Genomic DNA, 19,261 nt, shown 5'->3' on the forward strand with positions numbered 1-19,261 from the left:
TGCCTTTAAAGCCCCCATCCGGCAACAATATGAAACGCAGGGCACCCCTATTATGCGCGCCAGGCTTTGGGATGATGGAATTATGACCCCCATTGATACTAGGCAAGTTCTAGGTTTAAGTTTAACGGCGGCCTTGAACGCCCCCTATTGACAAACAAATTTCGGCATTTCCGGATGTAACACTTGATTGATTTTCAAATAAAAAGCTCCGGTTGCTTATGTGAAGGCCTTGAATAGGCCCTGAGGTTCATAACGCCTTTGAAGGTTTTAATTCCAGGAACTGGAAAAAATATTCCGCCACATCGATAATGAACCAAACGTTCGGGTGATGGTTTTGGCTGCAGCACGCAAAACATTTCAACTGGTGCTGATTTACAGTGGATGCAGAAAGTCGCGGTTCGGTGAACGGAAAATACGGAAGATGCCCTTTGTCTAGCTCGGATGATGGCAAGCCTCAATAGCGGGAAAACCAACTATCGTTAAATCCAGGGTGCGGCTATGGGGAGGGTTGGATTAATCGCTGCTTGTGATATTGCGGTGGCCAGCCATTCGGCAATTTTTGTTTGTCTGAAGTCAAATTGAGGGTTATTCCTGCCGTTATTTCGCCTTATGTGATTAAAGCAATCGAGGAAAGGCAGGCGGGTCGTATGTTACAACGGAGGAAACGTTTGATGCCAGAACAGCACAACAAATTGGCTTGATCCATGCTATTGTCCAACCGGCTGATCTGGATTTGGAAATTGAAAAAATTATTGAGTCTTTATTGCAAAGGGGCGCCCTTAGCGCAACGGGAGACAAAAAACTAGTCCACGAAGTGTCGGGTCCAACCAACAATTAATATAGCCCTATCACGCCAATACTGCCGGACGGATCGCCCGCCGCCGTGTGTCCGTTGAAGGACAAGAAGGTATCAACGCCTTCCTTAAAAAATGCCGCCGTCTTGGCAAAAACAAAGAATAAGGAATAAAGCCATGTTCCAAAAGATATTGATTGCCAACCGGGGGGAAATTGCCTGTCGTATTATGGAAACAGCCCGGCTGATTTAAATATTCGCACAGTTGCTATTATTCGGATGCTGATAAATCCGCCAAACATACCCAAATGGCAGATGAAGCTTAGGGGTCCGGGGCAACAGCCGCCCAACAAAGCTACTTAAAAATTGAAAATATTATTGATGCTCTTGCGCCGGTGTGGGGCAGAGGCCGTTCATCAGGATATGGTTTTTATCTGAAAATGCCAATTTTGCTGAAGCAGTGCAACAAGCCAAGCGTGTATTTATAGGACCCCTGCATCCGCTATCCGTGCGATGGGTTCAAAGAATTGAAGCAAGAAGCTGATGGAAGCTGCGGGGTGCCTATTTACCCGGTCACCACCGGGCGGATCAGCAGGATGATAGAATTTTATTGCAAGCTGCCCAAAGGGTGGATTTCCCGTTTTAATCAAGGCGGCGGCTGGTGGTAGCGGTAAGGGGATGCGCCGGGTTGATCAGTCAGCCGATTTTATGGCCGCCTTAGCTTCGGCAAGAAGAAGCGAAGGCCGCTTTTGGGACGATGAAGCCGTGTTGGTTGAAAAATATTTTTATCACCCCGTCATATTGAGATCAAGTGTTTGCCGACCAACAGGGCAATATCGTGCATCTCTTTGAACGGGAATGTTCCATCCAAGGCGGCATCAAGAAGTCATTGAAGAACCCCCTCAGTCTTGATGACTCTAAACTTCGCCAAGAGATGGGACGGGTTGCAATCAATGCGGCAAAAGCAGTCGGTTATCAGGAAGCTAGTACGGTTGGTTTATTGTTGATCCAACAGGGTCGATTTTATTTTATGAAATGGATACCAGGTTACGCAAGTTGAACATCAGGTCACTGAGAAAATTACCGGTCAAGATTTGGTAGAGTGGCAATTATTAGTTGCAAGCGGCAAACCTTTGCCCTTATCCCAAAAAGAACTAAAAATTTACGGCCATTCTATTCAAGCGCGCATATATGCAGAAGGTCCAGATCGTGATTTCCTGCCTTCAAGCGGGCATGTCCATCATCTGCAATTACCCAAAGAGCAGCTGAACATATTTTAGTTGATTGCGCGATTGTCCGAGCGATGATGCGACCATCCATTACGGTCCGATGATGATGAAAATGGTCAGTTGGGCGGAGAAGAAGACCGCGGAAGGGCAATCAGAATTTATCTACCGCTTTATCAAGACCATTGTTTTAGGGGTAACCAATAATATTCATTTTTACAGGTCGTATTGAACCACCCTGCCTTTGTTAAGGGTACTATCGATACCCATTTTATTCGGACCTATCAACAAGATTTGCTGCCTAAACCATCAACGTCTTTGCAAGAAAAATTGGCATTGGCTGCAACGGCCGATTTCTTGAAAAAGCGGCAAAATCAGGCTATCTCTTCTCCCTGGTATAATGATCATAATTGGCGTATGAATTATATCAAAGCGGAAACCTTATCTTTTACCAAAAGGTCAAGATCAAAAACCCAAGTCTATGTGGAGAAAAAGAGGATAAATCTTTGCTTTGGGCTATCCATATAAATCAGCAGGTATTTGAAGTAGGGATAGTATCTAGAAACCAACAAACCTGGTGATCAATTTGTCAATGATCGATGGAATATACCGACTTATTGGAACCGGCAAGAATTTCATACCACTATGGATAGTAAAAATTATAAAGCACCTATATGAGTCCTTTGAAGGTAGTGGCTGCAGACGAAGTGGGCGTTATAACGAAATTAACCGCGCCCATGCCGGGTCAAATTTACTGATTTTTGTTAAGGTTGGCGATCAAGTTGAAAAAATCCACCCTCTATTGGTGTTAGAAGCAATGAAAATGGAACACACAATTCGGGCGCCAGCAGAGGGAAGATTGCCCAAATTTATGCCAGACAGGGCAATTCGTTCAAAATAGCTCTTTAATCAAATTTGAATAAAGGAATGGATCATGTCATTCCAACTAACCCAACCAACTAACAAATTTTCCTAAAAAAGTTAAAATTGTTGAGGTGGGTGCCAGAGATGGGTTGCAAAATGAACCTGATATTTTAGAAAATAAAAACCAAAGTTGAGTTGATTAACCGCTTGGCACAGGCGAGTACTCCAACATATTGAAGCCGGGGCATTTGTTTCCCTAAAAAATTCCGCAAATAGCGGAATTCTTCCGAAGTATTTGAAGGGATTGATCATACAAATGTTACATACACAGGCTTGGTGCCAAACCTGATAGGGGTTAGAGGCTGCACTAGCTGCCAAAGCAGATGAAGTTGCCATATTTGCGGCTGCTTCAGAAACGTTTTCAAAGCGTAATATTAATTGCACAATTGACGAAAGTTTTGAACGTTTTGCACCGGTTATGCACGCTGCCAAACAGGCAACAATTCCTGTTAGAGGATATTTGTCTTGTGTTCTAGGTTGTCCCTATGAAGGGAAAAATTTCTGTTCAAAAAGTCGCGGTGTTATCAAAAAATTATGGGATATAGGATGTCATGAAATTTCCTTGGGTGATACTATTGGGGTGGGTGTTGTTTCAGAAACCTATGCGTTAATCGACGCAGTTAGGCGGTCAGTCCCAGTTGAAAAAATAGCGGTGCACTTCCGCGAGCATATGGGCAAGCGCTTGCCAACATTATAGTCGCATTACAGATGGGGTTACGGTAGTTGACAGCTCGGTTGCAGGGCTCGGCGGCTGTCCGTATGCTGTTGGGGCAAGGGAATGTGGCGACTGAGGATGTGGTATATGGATTAAATAGATGGGGATCCAAACAGGAATTAACCTTGATTGGCTGGTATCTGTGGGGCAATGGATCAGCAAATTTGTAAGCGGCCTAATTCATCAAAAGCGGATGTTGCGATCGCATCGAAACAATTAAAGAAAGATTAATGCTTTTTTTCTGTAGTATCTTGAAGAAATCTACCATTTAAAAGAATCTATAAATTGTTATGAAAATAGTTGACAATCAGTGGCGTAGTTTATAAAGTCCCTGAGCTGTTTAAAATAGCCGGATGATCGATTGGCTGCTTTAAACGAATTTTTAGCCGGTTTGGCGTGTTGTATGACAAGTGAGTGAGAGAGAGAGAGGGATAGAGGAGGAATTGGAGTGAGTGGGGGATAGGTGTATCTTTTAACTCTTTGAAGATAGAAATGAGCGCTAGCGTTTAGGCATGTTAGGGTGAGAGCCTTTGATATGTTTGGACGAGAGACGTTTGAGGAAGGTTTGAAGATTAAATTGGGCTCTGATTTGCAGTTTAGGCTGTGGATCGAGTAAGTTAAACTGAGAGTTTGATCCTGGCTCAGAACGAACGCTGGCGGCACGCTTCATACATGCAAGTCGAACGGATAGTAGCAATATCATTAGTGGCGAACGGGTGAGTACAAAGTGGAACCTGCCCTTGGGTAGGGGATAACTATGGGAAACTATAGCTAATACCCTATAAGCCCTTTGGGGAAAGATATATTGCCGAAGGAAGGGCCTACGTCGGATTAGGTAGTTGGTAGGGTAAAAGCCTACCAAGCCTGAGATCCGTAGCTGGTCTGAGAGGACGATCAGCCACACTGGGACTGAGACACGGCCCAGACTCCTACGGGAGGCAGCAGTGGGGGAATATTGGACAATGGGGGGCAACCCTGATCCAGCGATGCCGCGTGAGTGATGAAGGCCTTCGGGTTGTAAAGCTCTTTTGCACGCGACGATGATGACGGTAGCGTGAGAATAAGCCCCGGCTAACTCTGTGCCAGCAGCCGCGGTAATACAGAGGGGGCTAGCGTTGTTCGGAATGACTGGGCGTAAAGGGCGCGTAGGTGGCTCTACAAGTCAGATGTGAAAGGCCTAGGCTTAACCTGGGGATGGCATTTGAGACTGTAAAGCTGAGTCCGGGAGAGGATAGCGGAATTCCTAGTGTAGAGGTGAAATTCGTAGATATTAGGAAGAACACCGGTGGCGAAGGCGGCTATCTGGAACGGAACTGACACTGAGGCGCGAAAGCGTGGGGAGCAAACAGGATTAGTACCCTGGTAGTCCACGCCGTAAACGATGAGTGCTAGACGTTGGAAGGTTTACCTTTCAGTGTCGCAGCTAACGCATGAAGCACTCCGCCTGGGGAGTACGGTCGCAAGATTAAAACTCAAAGGAATTGACGGGGGCCCGCACAAGCGGTGGAGTATGGTTTAATTCGACGCAACGCGAAGAACCATACCAGCTCTTGACATGGGAAGTATGGGTCACAGAAATGAGATCCTTCAGTTCGGCTGGCTTCCACACAGGTGCTGCATGGCTGTCGTCAGCTCGTGTCGTGAGATGTTGGTGTTAAGTCCCGCAACGAGCGCAACCCCATGTTCAGTTGCCATCAGGTTAAGCTGGGCACTTTGAACAAACTGCCGGTGATAAGCCGGAGGAAGGCGGGGATGACGTCAAGTCCTCATAGCCCTTACGGGCTGGGCTACACGTACTACAATGGTGGTGACAGAGGGACGCAATAGGGCAACCTGGAGCAAATCCTCAAAAGCCATCTCAGTTCAGATTGTTCTCTGCAACTCGAGAGCATGAAGTTGGAATCGCTAGTAATCGCTAATCAGCAGGTAGCGGTGAATACGTTCCCGGGCCTTGTACACACCGCCCGTCACACCATGGGAGTTGGTTCTACCTGAAGCTGGTGTTGCTAACCGCAAGGAGGCAGCCAACCACGGTAGGGTCAGTGACTGGGGTGAAGTCGTAACAAGGTAGCCGTAGGGGAACCTGCGGCTGGATCACCTCCTTTCTAAGGATGTTAACCAGCAATGGTTAACCAACCTTACATAATATACTACTAATTCATACCCTATCTTCAACCCCACACCCAACCCACCTCCCTCCCATCCCTTCTCCTCCTTTACTCATTTATCATCTTTAGAGATTCTTATTTGTGAAGCGATACCATTTGGTTGGTATCGCTTTTTGTTTTTTTGGTTAATTATACATTTGAGTAAATTCAAAAATTAATTGACTAATTTAAAGGACGAAATTCTAATAAAGCCCATGGATGAGCGTCAGAAAAATAGTTTTTGATTTTTATTATAATGCCAAGCGCCGTAACAGCTTCACGGTATAGAGGAACCTGCTCAATAAAGGATTTTGTGGCAAAATAAGCGTGCTCGAAGATGCCGTAAATAAAAATAGGTTCTTTAATTACTGAGTCAGAAGAAATTTCTCGTAGACTGGAAGTTATCCAAACAGTAGCAATCCGCGCGATTTGCAAATAGCATCACAATCTATGATCAGGTTATTGAAGATTATCATCTATTACACCCCGTCTTACCGAAATAAAATGTTATAACTTAGCCTGGTGAAAGAAAACTATTATGAAAAATATATTATGTTATGGCGATTCAAATTTGCGGGGATGCATTCCAGCAAGTTTTGATGAAAAACATCCCTCCATTCGAGATATGCGCGCGATCAACGCTGGCCCGGTATTTTGCAAAGAAAGCTGCAAGCAATATCATATTATTGAAGAAGGATTGGCTGGTCGAACGACTAATCTTGATGAGCTTATTCCTAATAAACCCCAAGAAACGGTTGGAAGGATTTACAGTTGTTTTTAGAGTCTCATTATCCCCTTGAGATTGTTAGCTTAAGCTTAGGAACAAATGATATCAGGGCACGATTTAATCGCACGCCTGAGCAAATTACGCAAGCAATGAGCCAACTGATTGAATTAGTTGAAATTCCAACAAGGTCCATCAGGCCAAGCCCCGAAATTTTATTGATAGCGCCGCCGATCATCAGACAACCTGAAATTTTTCTGCTTCATTTCAACTTGAATTTCCACTAGAAGCCATCAAAATTCAGAAAAATTACCTATTTTTTTACCAAAATTATCACAAAACAAGAAATTGGGTTTTAGACGCTTCCAAGATTGTCACTTCTAGTAAATTGGATGGGGTGCATTGGGAAGCATAACATCAAATATTGGCCGAAGCTATTCTCACGAAAATAAAAATGATGAGCGAGAAGTAAGTTCCAAATTTTGTTTTTTGTGGTATAAATATATGCTAAAAGTATTTGAAAGGAAACATTATGTTTAAAAAATACGCTTTTATTGTAGCTTTATTATCAAGCTTTGTATTAACAAATATTTCTTATGCGGATTGCACAGATGAGGAGATAGACGCAAAAGCTCGATTTATTATCGACAAGACCATAATGGGTCAAATATCATCAAGTGACATGGACGACATTGTTAATCAGGCCGATGAAGCGGCTTTACTGGCTTATGCGGGCAAATTGCGAACGAAGCTTGCCAGAGTATGATGATATCATCGTAGATACAACTTAAACAAATAAACTACTTATTAGCGGCTCACCCAATTTAATTATATAAAAATGAAGATCATGCAGGGAAAACAGTTTTTAGTTTAAACTTTGTCACTTATTATTTTAGAAGCACTTTACCCAGTTATTAGAGGTAAGGATTAGAGGATGCCTAAGCAATTCTGAGCACCTCTTAAACTTTTAAAATTTCTCTGATTAAACTGGTGAGACGCTCGTTTGACATCGCTCGACTATTATATATTTGATGAATGAAAGATATCGTGCATCCTCTAGGATTTACTCATCGAAACAACGAATCATTTTAATTCGATGCAAACAGGCAATTGCAATGAGCTGGTTGTTTTTCTTTTTTAAAATTCATTTTAAAAAAGAAAAACTGCTTAAATCTTAGGGCGTGTGATCAGTTGAGCCAGGTGATGGAAGCGGCGAGATAAATAGCTGCAAGGAAGTTAACGGCTCGCTTATCGTACCTTATGGCGATAGCGCGGTATTGCTTGAGGTTGGCGAAGAAATTCTCAATCAGGTGTCGAGCTTTGTAGGTATGGGGATCGTCAGTTCGTTTGATGATCCGGTTGGATTTTGGTGGGATATGGAAGTTCCCGAACCTTTCGGGCAGGTCACGCCACGCAATCCCCGCACCATACCGGTACAACACACCTTCCACAAATAACCGGTTGTCCTTAGCTCTACCTCCAACATGTCCCTCCCGTCCAGGTAATAAATCCTTGATCCGATCCCATTGATCATCCCGCAACCCATATCGTCTCTTCATTCATAGACCCCTCCATCCAGCCTATCCATACTGAATCACTTCCTCCTTTCTTTCACAACCCCTTAACTGATCACACACCCTAGGTTGTTAAAATTTATTTTTCAAAGAAATTTTTTGGATGGGAATGCAAATATCCGTCAGAAGTTCTGGTTCTGGGGTGGACATAGGGGTGTTTAAATAAATTTCCAAACATGGTCTTTTATCATCGGGCATGTAGCCACTTGTTGGTACCCAAGTTCCCATCATTTCTTGAAAGATTTCCCCAATTTGTTTATAAGAACCTTGATGGCGAGTAATCGCCCATAACCCAGCGGGGAATTTAATGATTTGGACAAGTTTTTCCTTTTTTAAATTTGTATCTTTTGGCATGGAAATAGCTGCATCAAAACGTAATTGATGGGCTGGAACCACGGTTGGGTCATCCGCAGAAAAACCATACATATTTGGCATGGGGTGCAGTAGTCCGTTTGAGCCTGCCCAGGCAAATAATTGCTTATAGGTATCGCCAACTTCGTGATAGGGTCCAATATGGCGAATATAGGCAATGGGGTGTTCTTTGATTTCTTCGATTCGTACTTTCATGGTGGTCTCTCCGATAATAGGTTGTAAGTCTAGTTTTAAGGGGAAAAAATTCAACCGGACAGCATAGGAAGCATGGGTTTGAAAATCTGCCATTGCTTTTCCTATGGTTACTTTTGATGGGTTAAAGCCAAAATGCTTTTTGAAAGCCCGACTGAATGATTCAACATTCTCATAACCAACTTCAAAAGTAGCTTCGGTTACATCCAGTTTTTGCTGCATAAGCATGTAATAAGCATATTCCAAACGGATGCGCCGGGTTAGGTCGGCAACCGTTTCTCCTGTCAATCCCCGAAAAATCCGATGAAAATGAAAGGTGAAAAACAGGCAATCTTGGCCAGCGTTTCCAAAGAAACGGATTGATCAAGATGCTGGCAAATATATTCTAAGAACGCTGGATGCGATCAATATATATTTGCGTTGTACCATTTTTATTCTCATGATTTCCCGTGTTTTTCGACCAGTAGGTTGAACTATTTCTCCTTGGTGTGGCAGATGATAGCTAGTTTTTTATCAAGCTGCTTGACTAAACTTGCTAGTTTTGTTGATCAGTTAGTTTCTTTATTCTTAATGATCAAAAGTTCAACTGGGGAAGTGTTTCTTTTCTTCTTTTCTTGATAGACTTGAAAGAAAATGTGATTATTGGTCGATTAGTAACGGCAGGAATAAGATTCAGAAACATTTTAAAGGGCAAATAAACTATTTATCCATCTATTATATAAGGGTTTTTTATTCCTAATAATCATAATAAAATATTATTAGAAACTTATTGACAGGGGGGTATCTTCAGCTTATAACCGTAACCCGTTGCCAGTGTTTATGGTAATGATATTTGGCCGCTTTACGAAGCAGCCGATGTTATATGACAGGTGAGAGAGGAAGGAATGTTAGGGGTTAGCTGTAGCTATTGCTGTGGGACGTGAGTCTTGTGGTGATGGGGATGGTTAGCCAGGCTGGCTGAGGGGAGTTGGTATAACTTAGTTGGCGAAGTTTATGTTGATGGTGTGGCCTTAAGGGTTGCAGATTGATGTGGGCGAAGGTGACAGACCGGAATACGTGAAGTATAGAAAAGAAGGTTAACCTTGGCTATTGCTGTGCTATTGTTGGGCTTAGGCTTGATAGTGGCGAGGTAGTGGCTGAGAGTTTACGAAGAAGAAAGAAATGAGTTGAGGGATTAAGTGTGACTGTTTTGAATTGAGCGGGGAGTGATCTCTGTGCGAGGAGAAGCGGTTGCGATCAAGCGCGAATAAGAGCATTTGGTGGATGCCTTGGCACTAAGAGGCGAAGAAGGACGTGATACGCTGCGATAAGCTACGGGGAGGGTGCGAATGACCAGTGATCCGTGGATGTCCGAATGGGGAACCCAACCCTTAGGGGTTATCACAAACTGAATACATAGGTTTGTGAAGCGAACCCGGTGAACTGAAACATCTCAGTAACTGGAGGAAAGAAATCAACCGAGACTCCGCGAGTAGTGGCGAGCGAAAGCGGAAGAGGCCAGTGGTTATAATGTAAGAACCGGAAATGTCTGGAAAGGCAAGCGAGAAAGGGTGATAGCCCCGTACGGGTAGAAAGCAATATAATCCTTGAGTAAGGCGGGACACGTGAAATCCTGTTTGAAAATGGGGACCACCCTCCAAGCCTAAGTACTCCTTAGTGACCGATAGTGAACAAGTACCGTGAGGGAAAGGTGAAAAGCACCCCGATGAGGGGAATGAAATAGACCTGAAACCGAATGCTTACAAGCAGTAGGAGCCATCATGACCTTCGGGTTGTGTGTGGTGACTGCGTACCTTTGTATAATGGGTCAGCGAGTTAGTCACGAGCGAGCTTAAGCCGATAGGTGTAGGCGTAGCGAAAGCGAGTCTGAATAGGGCGATAGTTCGTGGGATTAGACCCGAAACCAAGTGATCTAGCCATGGGCAGGTTGAAGGATGGGTAACACTATCTGGAGGACCGAACCCACGTCTGTTGAAAAAAGACGGGGATGACCTGTGGTTAGGGGTGAAAGGCTAATCAAACTTGGAAATAGCTGGTTCTCCGCGATATCTATTTAGGTAGAGCGTTGATGGATTACCACTGGGGGTAGAGCACTGGATGGGCTAGGGGAGCGCGAGCTTTACCAAACCTAACCAAACTCCGAATACCGGTGAGTAGAAGTCAATAGGCAGACCATGGGTGCTAAGGTCCGTGGTCGTGAGGGGAAGAGCCCAGACCGCCATCTAAGGTCCCTAAATCATGGCTAAGTTGGAAAGGATGTGGGAAGACCAAGACAATCAGGAAGTTGGCTTAGAAGCAGCCATCTTTTAAAGAAAGCGTAATAGCTCACTGATCTAGAAAAGTCGTCCTGCGCCGAAAATGTATCGGGGATTAAGCCATGTACCGAAGCTGCGGGTTTGTGAAACACGGGAGTGTCCACAAGCGGTAGCGGAGCGTTCCGTAGGCCTGTGAAGGTGTTCCGTGAGGAATGCTGGAGGTATCGGAAGTGAGAATGCTGACACGAGTAGCGATAAAAAGTGTGAGAAACACTTTCGCCGTAAGTCCAAGGGTTCCTGCGCAAGGTTAATCCGCGCAGGGTGAGCTGGTCCCTAAGGTGAGGCCGACAGGCGTAATCGATGGGAACCTGGTTAATATTCAGGGCCTGCTAGAAGTGACGGATGCTGTAAATTGTTCTTGCCGGATGGAAGTGGTGAGGGCCTGTGAAGGTGTCCCAGGAAATAACTCTAGCGTATAGACCGTACCCCAAACCGACACAGGTGGACTGGTAGAGTATACCAAGGCGCTTGAGAGAATGATGTTGAAGGAACTCGGCAAATTGCCCTTGTAACTTCGGAAGAAGAGGGCCCTATTTGTGGGCAACCATGAATAGGGGGCACATAATTGGGGGTAGCGACTGTTTAACAAAAACACAGGACTCTGCGAAGCCGGAAGGCGACGTATAGGGTCTGACGCCTGCCCGGTGCCGGAAGGTTAAGAGGAGGAGTGCAAGCTCTGAATTGAAGCCCGGTAAACGGCGGCCGTAACTATAACGGTCCTAAGGTAGCGAAATTCCTTGTCGGGTAAGTTCCGACCTGCACGAATGGCGTAACGACTTCCCCACTGTCTCCAACATCAACTCAGCGAAACTGGATTCTTCGTGAAGATACGGAGTACCCGCGGCTAGACGGAAAGACCCCATGCACCTTTACTATAGCTTTGCAGTGGTATTAGGGAAGAGATGTGTAGGATAGGCGGGAGCCGATGAAGCGCTGGCGCTAGCTGGTGTGGAGGCAACCTTGAAATACCGCCCTTTTGTTCTCTGATATCTAACCGAGCCTCAAAAACGGGGGCCGGGACCCTGCATGGTGGGTAGTTTGACTGGGGCGGTCGCCTCCCAAAAGGTAACGGAGGCGCGCGATGGTGGGCTCAGGTTGGTCGGAAATCAACCGCTGAGTGTAATGGCACAAGCCCGCCTGACTGCGAGACTGACAAGTCGAGCAGAGACGAAAGTCGGCCATAGTGATCCGGTGGTTCTGAGTGGAAGGGCCATCGCTCAACGAATAAAAGGTACGCTGGGGATAACAGGCTGATCTCCCCAAGAGTCCATATCGACGGGGAGGTTTGGCACCTCGATGTCGGCTCATCACATCCTGGGGCTGGAGCAGGTCCCAAGGGTATGGCTGTTCGCCATTTAAAGTGGTACGTGAGCTGGGTTCAGAACGTCGTGAGACAGTTCGGTCCCTATCTACCGTGGGTGTTGGAGTATTGAGAGGATCTGTCCCTAGTACGAGAGGACCGGGATGGACGTACCTCTGGTGTACCTGTTGTCGCGCCAGCGGCATGGCTGAGTAGCTAAATTGGGACGGGATAACTGCTGAACGCATCTAAGCGGGAAACCCACCTCGAAATAAGTTCTCCCTATGAAGGCCGTGGTAGACCACCACGTTAATAGGCCGGAAGTGGAAGTGCCGTAAGGCATGTAGCTAACCGGTACTAATCGCCTCATTGGCTTATCGCATCTTTGCTGATCCGCGCACAGAGATCAAACTCTGTTGGATCAAGGAAAAACAGTGACACGGATACCCCAACTTCTTATCTGTTCTATACTTCACGCATGATGTGTTGACGAAACCTGGTGGTTATAGCGAGGAGCCTACACCCGATCCCATCCCGAACTCGGCCGTGAAAATCCTCCGCGCCCATGGTACTGTGTCTTAAGGCACGGGAGAGTCGGTCACTGCCAGGTCCCGTCAACACATCATATCCTCCCTCACCTCCATATAATCCCACCACACCCCAACACACATACCCTAACGCGGGGTGGAGCAGCCCGGTAGCTCGTCAGGCTCATAACCTGAAGGCCGCAGGTTCAAATCCTGCCCCCGCAACCAAACTTATTTTTATGTCATTATTCAAAAATAATTTTTATTGACTTCTTTCAAAATAATTTTGAAATGGAAACTCATTTTTAAATTTTTTCCATATTAAATTGACAAGGTTGTGGGTTCCACTTACTACTGAGTCTGGAATCAATATTAACTGATATCACTTCCAGTGGGGCCATTCCTAATGTCTCAATTTCCCGAACAAAATTCCTCTCTTTATAACAAAGATTTAGCACCCATTCCTGCCGATAAACGCAGCTGGAATACCTGGAACTATGCGGCCTTATGGATTAGCATGAGTTTGTGCATCCCAACTTATATGATGGCTAGTTCCTTGATTGGGGGTGGCATGAATTGGTGGCAAGCCATTCTGACCGTCTTTTTAGGAAATGTGATTGTCTTAATTCCCATGATTTTAAATGGTAAGGCTGGGGCAAAATACGGCATTCCTTTTCCCGTACTTGCAAGGTCGAGTTTTGGTGTTAAGGGAGCTAATATTCCTGCTATGCTGCGTGCCATCGTTGCATGTGGCTGGTTTGGTATCCAAACCTGGATAGGGGGATTTGCAACTTATCAAATGCTCCGCTTATGGATTCCTTCCCTTGAAACATTATCACCGATTTTCCCTGATTCTTTTGGATTGCCAACAGGACCAGCCATTTGTTTCTTATTATTTTGGCTGCTCAACATGTTGATTGTTTTTTTGGGGGTTGAAAGCATTCGCAAATTATTGGTTGTTAAAGCCATCTTTTTACCTATTGCAGCGTTAGCGTTGCTATTTTGGGCAATTGATGCTGGCAACGGTTTGGGTCCGATTTTAAATCAGCCTTCCAAATTTGCTTCCAATGCAGAGTTCTTTAACTTCTTTTTTCCGGCGTTAACAGGGATGGTTGGTTTCTGGGCCACTCTATCGCTCAATATCCCTGATTTCACCCGCTATGCTAAAAGCCAGAAAGCACAAATGCTAGGCCAAGCTATTGGCTTGCCACCAGCCATGACTTTATTTGCCTTTATTGGCGTGGTCGTTACTTCGGCTACGGTTATCATCTATGGTGATGCTATTTGGGACCCGATAGTTTTAACAAGTAAATTCAGTAGCAAGATATTAATTAGTGTAGCCATGATCGCCATCGCCATTTCCACATTGGCCACCAATATTGCAGCCAACATTGTAAGCCCGGCCAATGATTTTTCTAATCTTGCACCGTCAAAAATTAATTTTAAATTGGGCGGATTAATCACAGGTATTATTGGAATTTTAATTATGCCTTGGAAATTGATTGCGGATCCAAGCGGCTATATCTTTACCTGGCTGGTGGGTTATTCTGCTTTATTGGGGCCTATTGGTGGTATTATGATCGCTGATTATTATTTTGTTCGTAAGCAGCAGTTAAATGTTGAAGCCTTGTATCAACATCAGGGGCAATATAGCTTTCATAAAGGGTTTAATTATCCAGCTATCATCGCTTTGTTGGTGGGCATATTGCCAAACATTCCAGGATTTTTAACCACTATTCATCTAATCCCGCTGAATACCGTACCTGGCTGGGTTGCAGAATTATATAATTATTCTTGGTTTGTGGGGTTCTTTATTTCAGGCGTCCTTTACAGCTTATTGATGTCGCCTAACAAACCTATTGTTACAGAGAAATAAATCCCGAAATGTCAATCAATGCGTTGATTGCGATAGATTTGATTATTATCAGCAATTTATATCGGCTTTAGCAGGATCAAATGCTGCTGATTTCATTTTTAAAACCAGGTCAAGAGGGGGATTTTTTGCGAGGCGTGCCATTGTATTTTCGCAAGATCCGCTTAGCCCTGGTTTCAGAAGTTTTAAATGCCATTGATATGATTGTGACCATCAACAAAATCAGGAAAATGGTTGATGCGAAAATGTCTGAACCCCGATGCTCCAGGACATTATAGGAACGATACCCATCGGCATAGACTTTGCTGCCACGTTTGAGCACGCCAAAGACTGGCACCTTGCCAGCCGCATCTCGTCGACCGCGTTTACCTTTCCTAACCCCGCCAAAGTAACTCTCATCCACTTCAATCTCCCCATCAAACGGCACATCATCTGTAATCTTCTTAGCAATAATCTCCCGTAACTGATGGTAAAAAAGAGCGGCTGTATTTGGATGTACTCCAATCACATCCACAGCTGAACGGGCCGTCACCTCCATCACAAAATATTCAGTCAGTTTACTTCATTGATTTATCCTAATACGACAATGTCTTAGCCCCATATTTCCATCCTAGATATTTCGTTTATCTAGTACAGCCCCATAATCAATGTTCAAAATAATGATAGGTAAAATCGCAGATAGTATTTATGGGTATAAAAATAGACTTTCCTTATAAATCAGATGGATGATCGCTGTTTTTTTACTTTTATTTTTCTGCTAAAAACCCTGCTAGCTTTTTTTTAACCCCTGGCCATTCGGGTTGGATGATGCTGAAATAAACCGTATTTACATATTCCCCTTCGGCGGTTTGGGCGGTCCAACGCAATTCGCCTTCTTTTTTAGCGCCAATTCGCAGAATTGCTTTTTGGGAGCGTTCGTTAATGGATAGCGTTTTCAGGGCTACGCGAACAAATCTTAAAGTTTCAAAACAATGTGTTAGCAGTAAATATTTGCATTCCGTATTAACGCGACTGCGCATCACTTCTGGTGCAATTGATGTCCAACCAATTTCTAAAGACTTATTTTCTAAGGAAATATCAGCCAAGCGGGTGGTGCCAACAATTTTATTCAATACCTTATCAAAAATGATAAAAGGGACAATCTCCTTCTTTTCAACCCCAGCTAATGCGACTTCCATATATTTTTTTAAATCTTCTTTGTTTTTTACTTTATCAACGCGGTATTTCCAGATATCTTGCCATCTGTTATTGCCAACAAGTGCTTCGTAAAGCCCGTCCAAATGGCTGATATTCATGGGTGTTAACTTAACATGTAAGCCTTCAAGGGTAACTGGGGAAATAATCATAATTAATCTCTGTTTGAATAAGGCAATAACTATTACAACTTGTTCGTGAATTTTTATAAAAAATCTTCCTCAAGTAGAAGCGGTTTTTAGCAGGTTGCCAGGATAATTGGCTTGTATCAAGAATTTTATATGTAAAGAAAATAGCCATTATGCGTCATACAGATATTTTAAAACTATTACTATTGGCAGCTATCTGGGGGGGATCATTCATATTTATGCGGGTAATATCCCCTGTATTAGGCGCTATCATGACGACCAATTCCAGGTTGTTAATCGGCGGGGTGGTTTTGTTAGTATATTACTTTTTTGCCAAAATACCTATTGGATGGCGGGATAATTGGAGGCAATATTTGATGATCGGCCTTGTTAATTCCGCTTTACCTTTTTCTCTCTATGCTTACGCTCTTTTACATATCCCTGCTTCATACGCGGTGGTTTTAAATACCACCACACCACTTTTTGCCGCCCTATTTGCTTGGATATGGTTGGGGGAGGGGATGACCATAAAGAAAGTGGCTGGTTTTATCGTCGCTGCCGCTGGAGTAGCCCTGGTTGTTAACATAGGCTCATCTGAAGTAGATGGGGATTTCCTGTTAGCGGTATTGGCTTGTTTAGCGGCTACCGCCTGTTACGCATTGGCAGGCGTTTATGTTAAAAAATTTGCCGGGCATATCAAACCACTAGGAATAGCTGCTGGCAGCCAATTGTTGGCAGCACTGGTGCTGTTGCCTATCTCCGCAACACAGGAGATTAGCGGAATGATTGATACACATGTCATCATTAATCTTTTAGGGCTTGCCTTATTGTCAAGTGCGTTGGCTTATGTACTCTTTTTCCAATTAATTGCCAATATTGGCCCAACACGTGCCATGACAGTTGCTTATTTAATGCCTGTTTTTGGAATGATGTGGGCAAATCTTTTTTTAAATGAGGTGATCACCTTACAAATGGTTGCTGGGACAGCGTTGGTGATTTCTGGGATTTGGCTAGTGGTGCAAAAAGCTGTTAAAAAATAGGCTTTATTGCAGTATAAATGTTATTAGCGTTTGATTAGATATTTGATTCTTTATAAGAATTTACCATAATGTAAGAATGGGTTGCAGTATTATGCTAGAAATACGTCCAAATTGTGAATGTTGTAATAAAGACCTTTCGCCTGCTTCCGAAGAGGCCATGATTTGTACGTTTGAGTGTACTTTCTGTAGATTATGTGCCCAGGATAAATTTCATATGACTTGCCCAAATTGTGGTGGTAATCTGGCAGATCGACCAATTCGCCCCAGTCATTTATTAAATAAATATCCTGCTTCTACCAAGAGAGTTGTTAAAAATTATCCATAATTAAGATTGGAATTGGACAGCCCGCATGGATAAAGATCCTAGTTCCATTCCTTCATAGGGAAAAGACAATATATCTTGTCGGTCACTAGCCTCTAATTGTAAAACGGGAACGTCAGCTTTAGGATAAAGATGTTTGAGAATCGACCAAGTCCCATGATCTAGTCCCCAACTGGTATCTGGTTCCACAAGAATGGGGCGTAGCGACTGAATAACTTCATCGGCAATTGCTAACGAACCGCGAGCCGGATATTGCACATCATACAAGACCTGGGAAAATCCATAAAAATCATGAATTGTCGGGGGTTTAAGAATTTTTAAAACCTTCGTGCCGATCGTTTCCCAAGGGGTGGAGATGCAAAAGATGGTTTTTGGTTTAGGGATATTTTGGGCAGCTTGGCAAAGGAAATCGACAAAGGGGTTTTGATGAATAACATTCCTAGGTAACCCATGGCCAAAAAATATAACTGGTGTTTTTGAGGGTTTTATCCAGTTTCATAATGCCCTTGGGTAATCCTTTTGTTTAGCCAATTTTTTGTTTAGTGAGTCTGTCCGCAGCGATCCAGGTAATAAAGCAAATTTCATTTTTCCCCCAGTATAAGCGATTAGTTTTTTCATCAATGAAATATTATCCCATGATCACCAAAAAATACCATATTTATAATAAAAAAGGAAAAATAGGCAAACAAACATCGATTGACAAAAAAAGTAATTTTTGACTAACTGCTTGAGCGTTTCTGTTAAAGGTATCATTTAACCAATTTATAGAATTGGGACAGACAGTGTCTGATTATTGCGGCAACTCAACTGTGTACATGTGTTAATTTTTTAGGCATATTTCATGGCATCTTCAACTTCCCATTCTTCTAAAGACCATTCTTTCTTCGCAATTTCATTGATATTAAGTGCTGCTTTGGTGTTTGCAATGATCGATGGTATATCGCAGCATTTGGCTGGTAAATATCCTGCTTTCCAAGTCATCTGGATGCGATATGGTTTTAGTGCAATCGTTTTACTGCCGTTTATTTGGCGCCATGGGTTGATAAAAACAGTCAAAACTGCCGCTTGGAAATTTCAGTTATTGCGCGCGTTCTTTGTTTTTTTATCGGGGACTGCTTTTATACTAGGTCAACAACATCTCGCCTTACCCGTAGCCACCGCGATCAGTTTTGCCTCACCGTTTTTTATTACCCTTCTTTCAATCCCGTTTTTGGGCGAGAAGGTCGGGCTTCGTCGTTGGACAGCGGTAACTACAGGGTTTATTGGAGTTCTTTTAATATTTCCCATTTCCGGCGAACAGCTGGTTGATCCAACGGTACTTTATCCCCTTTTTTCCGCCGCAAGCTGGGCCATGGCGATGGTTATTACCCGTAAGATGGGGGATAGGCAGCATCCCCTCACAACATTGTACTATACAACATTAGGTGGATTCCTGATTACCAGTACTTTAATTCCTTTTTTCTGGTTAACCCCCGATTTTGAGGGATGGGTGTTCATGGCATTAATCGGATTGCTTTATACCATTGCCCAGTTCCTGGTTATCCGGGCTTTCAGTTTGGTTTCTGCTTCAGTGATTGCACCATTCAGTTACAGTCAGCTCATTTGGGCGATTACTATCGGCATGATTTTCTTCAACAGCTTTCTGGATACACGCGGGTGGGTCGGTATTGCTATCATTATTGCCAGCGGTGTCTATGTTTGGTACCGTGAACGGGTGCTGCATCGCCGCAGTTTGGCAATAGTGCCTCATTTATAATAAAAAGTTTTCAGCCTAGTAATAAGCCAATATCGCAAGATAGATAAAACAACATAAAAATATACTTGCTTATTGCAACGGGATGTGGTTAGAAATTGATAATGATTATCAATATCGCTAATCTAGCAAAAAAGGAAAA

Annotated in this window: 20 protein-coding genes, 1 tRNA gene, 3 rRNA genes and 2 pseudogenes; 20 read left to right on the top strand and 6 right to left on the bottom strand. The window is 43.7% G+C overall.

Features of this window, described 5'->3' with window-relative positions; all coding sequences use genetic code 11:
- The 11 genes and pseudogenes from IPP67_00285 to IPP67_00335 all read left to right on the top strand — a co-directional run.
- Positions 1-151 (top strand): hypothetical protein (locus tag IPP67_00285; protein ID MBL0337652.1); only part of this gene is annotated, 151 nt, incomplete at its 5' end.
- Positions 152-563: 412 nt separating this feature from the next.
- Positions 564-701, top strand: coding sequence for a hypothetical protein (locus IPP67_00290; GenBank protein MBL0337653.1), 138 nt, complete (start codon positions 564-566; stop codon positions 699-701).
- Positions 698-838, top strand: a complete 141-nt coding sequence (locus tag IPP67_00295; protein MBL0337654.1) for a hypothetical protein — start codon at positions 698-700, stop codon at positions 836-838. Before IPP67_00290 ends, IPP67_00295 begins: the two co-directional genes overlap by 4 nt.
- A 91-nt stretch (positions 839-929) precedes the next feature.
- Positions 930-1,324 (top strand): annotated as a pseudogene (locus IPP67_00300) (hypothetical protein).
- A gap of 78 nt (positions 1,325-1,402) precedes the next feature.
- Positions 1,403-1,645: a hypothetical protein gene (locus IPP67_00305; protein ID MBL0337655.1), complete on the top strand. Its 243-nt coding sequence runs from the start codon at positions 1,403-1,405 to the stop codon at positions 1,643-1,645.
- Positions 1,605-1,853 carry a hypothetical protein gene (locus tag IPP67_00310; protein MBL0337656.1) on the top strand — a complete coding sequence of 83 codons (249 nt, stop codon included), beginning with the start codon at positions 1,605-1,607 and terminating at the stop codon, positions 1,851-1,853. The genes IPP67_00305 and IPP67_00310 overlap by 41 nt, the downstream gene beginning before the upstream one ends.
- A 19-nt stretch (positions 1,854-1,872) precedes the next feature.
- Positions 1,873-2,073 (top strand): hypothetical protein, encoded by a 201-nt coding sequence (locus tag IPP67_00315; protein ID MBL0337657.1) that lies wholly within the window; start codon positions 1,873-1,875, stop codon positions 2,071-2,073.
- Between the two features lie 174 nt (positions 2,074-2,247).
- Positions 2,248-2,547: a hypothetical protein gene (locus tag IPP67_00320; GenBank protein ID MBL0337658.1), complete on the top strand. Its 300-nt coding sequence runs from the start codon at positions 2,248-2,250 to the stop codon at positions 2,545-2,547.
- A gap of 64 nt (positions 2,548-2,611) precedes the next feature.
- Positions 2,612-2,920, top strand: a complete 309-nt coding sequence (locus IPP67_00325; GenBank protein ID MBL0337659.1) for a hypothetical protein — start codon at positions 2,612-2,614, stop codon at positions 2,918-2,920.
- Positions 2,921-3,005: 85 nt separating this feature from the next.
- A pseudogene (locus IPP67_00330) lies at positions 3,006-3,878 on the top strand (hydroxymethylglutaryl-CoA lyase).
- A 398-nt stretch (positions 3,879-4,276) separates the two neighbouring features.
- Positions 4,277-5,763 (top strand): 16S ribosomal RNA (locus IPP67_00335).
- Positions 5,764-5,988: 225 nt separating this feature from the next.
- Here the strand turns inward: IPP67_00335 and IPP67_00340 are convergent.
- Positions 5,989-6,240: a hypothetical protein gene (locus IPP67_00340; protein MBL0337660.1), complete on the bottom strand. Its 252-nt coding sequence runs from the start codon at positions 6,238-6,240 to the stop codon at positions 5,989-5,991.
- A 103-nt stretch (positions 6,241-6,343) separates the two neighbouring features.
- Here IPP67_00340 and IPP67_00345 point away from each other — a divergent pair, with 103 nt between their 5' ends.
- Positions 6,344-6,586: a hypothetical protein gene (locus IPP67_00345; protein ID MBL0337661.1), complete on the top strand. Its 243-nt coding sequence runs from the start codon at positions 6,344-6,346 to the stop codon at positions 6,584-6,586.
- A 475-nt stretch (positions 6,587-7,061) separates the two neighbouring features.
- Complete coding sequence (locus IPP67_00350) at positions 7,062-7,295, top strand: hypothetical protein (GenBank protein MBL0337662.1); 234 nt, start codon at positions 7,062-7,064, stop codon at positions 7,293-7,295.
- A gap of 421 nt (positions 7,296-7,716) precedes the next feature.
- Here IPP67_00350 and IPP67_00355 read toward each other — a convergent pair whose 3' ends face one another.
- Positions 7,717-8,088, bottom strand: a complete 372-nt coding sequence (locus tag IPP67_00355) for a transposase (protein ID MBL0337663.1) — start codon at positions 8,086-8,088, stop codon at positions 7,717-7,719.
- Positions 8,089-8,175: 87 nt separating this feature from the next.
- On the bottom strand, positions 8,176-8,955 hold the full coding sequence (locus tag IPP67_00360) for a GyrI-like domain-containing protein (protein MBL0337664.1): 780 nt from the start codon (positions 8,953-8,955) through the stop codon (positions 8,176-8,178).
- 945 nt (positions 8,956-9,900) lie between these two features.
- On the opposite strand from IPP67_00360, the gene IPP67_00365 reads away from it, so the two are divergent.
- From IPP67_00365 to IPP67_00380, 4 genes are all read left to right on the top strand, one after another.
- Positions 9,901-12,664 (top strand): 23S ribosomal RNA (locus IPP67_00365).
- A 113-nt stretch (positions 12,665-12,777) separates the two neighbouring features.
- A 5S ribosomal RNA gene (rrf, locus tag IPP67_00370) occupies positions 12,778-12,892 on the top strand.
- 68 nt (positions 12,893-12,960) lie between these two features.
- Positions 12,961-13,037 (top strand) — tRNA-Met (locus IPP67_00375).
- A gap of 178 nt (positions 13,038-13,215) precedes the next feature.
- Complete coding sequence (locus tag IPP67_00380) at positions 13,216-14,685, top strand: NCS1 family nucleobase:cation symporter-1 (protein ID MBL0337665.1); 1,470 nt, start codon at positions 13,216-13,218, stop codon at positions 14,683-14,685.
- A gap of 109 nt (positions 14,686-14,794) precedes the next feature.
- Here the strand turns inward: IPP67_00380 and IPP67_00385 are convergent, their stop codons facing one another.
- Both IPP67_00385 and IPP67_00390 read right to left on the bottom strand, forming a co-directional pair.
- Entirely contained in the window at positions 14,795-15,223 is a 429-nt protein-coding gene (locus IPP67_00385) for a hypothetical protein (GenBank protein ID MBL0337666.1), read from the bottom strand.
- 205 nt (positions 15,224-15,428) lie between these two features.
- On the bottom strand, positions 15,429-16,028 hold the full coding sequence (locus tag IPP67_00390; protein MBL0337667.1) for a GNAT family N-acetyltransferase: 600 nt from the start codon (positions 16,026-16,028) through the stop codon (positions 15,429-15,431).
- 149 nt (positions 16,029-16,177) lie between these two features.
- On the opposite strand from IPP67_00390, the gene IPP67_00395 reads away from it, so the two are divergent.
- Positions 16,178-17,044 carry a DMT family transporter gene (locus tag IPP67_00395; GenBank protein ID MBL0337668.1) on the top strand — a complete coding sequence of 289 codons (867 nt, stop codon included), beginning with the start codon at positions 16,178-16,180 and terminating at the stop codon, positions 17,042-17,044.
- A gap of 91 nt (positions 17,045-17,135) precedes the next feature.
- Positions 17,136-17,369 (top strand): DUF1272 domain-containing protein, encoded by a 234-nt coding sequence (locus IPP67_00400; GenBank protein MBL0337669.1) that lies wholly within the window; start codon positions 17,136-17,138, stop codon positions 17,367-17,369.
- On the opposite strand, the gene IPP67_00405 is transcribed toward IPP67_00400, so the two are convergent.
- On the bottom strand, positions 17,370-17,855 hold the full coding sequence (locus tag IPP67_00405) for a dioxygenase (GenBank protein MBL0337670.1): 486 nt from the start codon (positions 17,853-17,855) through the stop codon (positions 17,370-17,372). It abuts the gene before it with no gap.
- 352 nt (positions 17,856-18,207) lie between these two features.
- Here IPP67_00405 and IPP67_00410 point away from each other — a divergent pair, with 352 nt between their 5' ends.
- Positions 18,208-19,122 carry a DMT family transporter gene (locus tag IPP67_00410; GenBank protein MBL0337671.1) on the top strand — a complete coding sequence of 305 codons (915 nt, stop codon included), beginning with the start codon at positions 18,208-18,210 and terminating at the stop codon, positions 19,120-19,122.
- Positions 19,123-19,261: the final 139 nt, after the last annotated feature.

Source organism: Rhodospirillaceae bacterium (assembly GCA_016722635.1).
Lineage (GTDB): Bacteria > Pseudomonadota > Alphaproteobacteria > JAEUKQ01 > JAEUKQ01 > JAEUKQ01.

Coding starts and splice junctions, on each gene's coding strand:
- IPP67_00325 (MBL0337659.1), top strand. CDS start 2,612: ATGATCGATGGAATATACCGACTTATTGGAACCGGCAAGAATTTCATA.
- IPP67_00345 (MBL0337661.1), top strand. CDS start 6,344: ATGAAAAATATATTATGTTATGGCGATTCAAATTTGCGGGGATGCATT.
- IPP67_00390 (MBL0337667.1), bottom strand. CDS start 16,028: ATGATTATTTCCCCAGTTACCCTTGAAGGCTTACATGTTAAGTTAACA.
- IPP67_00380 (MBL0337665.1), top strand. CDS start 13,216: ATGTCTCAATTTCCCGAACAAAATTCCTCTCTTTATAACAAAGATTTA.
- IPP67_00400 (MBL0337669.1), top strand. CDS start 17,136: ATGCTAGAAATACGTCCAAATTGTGAATGTTGTAATAAAGACCTTTCG.
- IPP67_00395 (MBL0337668.1), top strand. CDS start 16,178: ATGCGTCATACAGATATTTTAAAACTATTACTATTGGCAGCTATCTGG.
- IPP67_00350 (MBL0337662.1), top strand. CDS start 7,062: ATGTTTAAAAAATACGCTTTTATTGTAGCTTTATTATCAAGCTTTGTA.
- IPP67_00410 (MBL0337671.1), top strand. CDS start 18,208: ATGGCATCTTCAACTTCCCATTCTTCTAAAGACCATTCTTTCTTCGCA.
- IPP67_00355 (MBL0337663.1), bottom strand. CDS start 8,088: ATGAAGAGACGATATGGGTTGCGGGATGATCAATGGGATCGGATCAAG.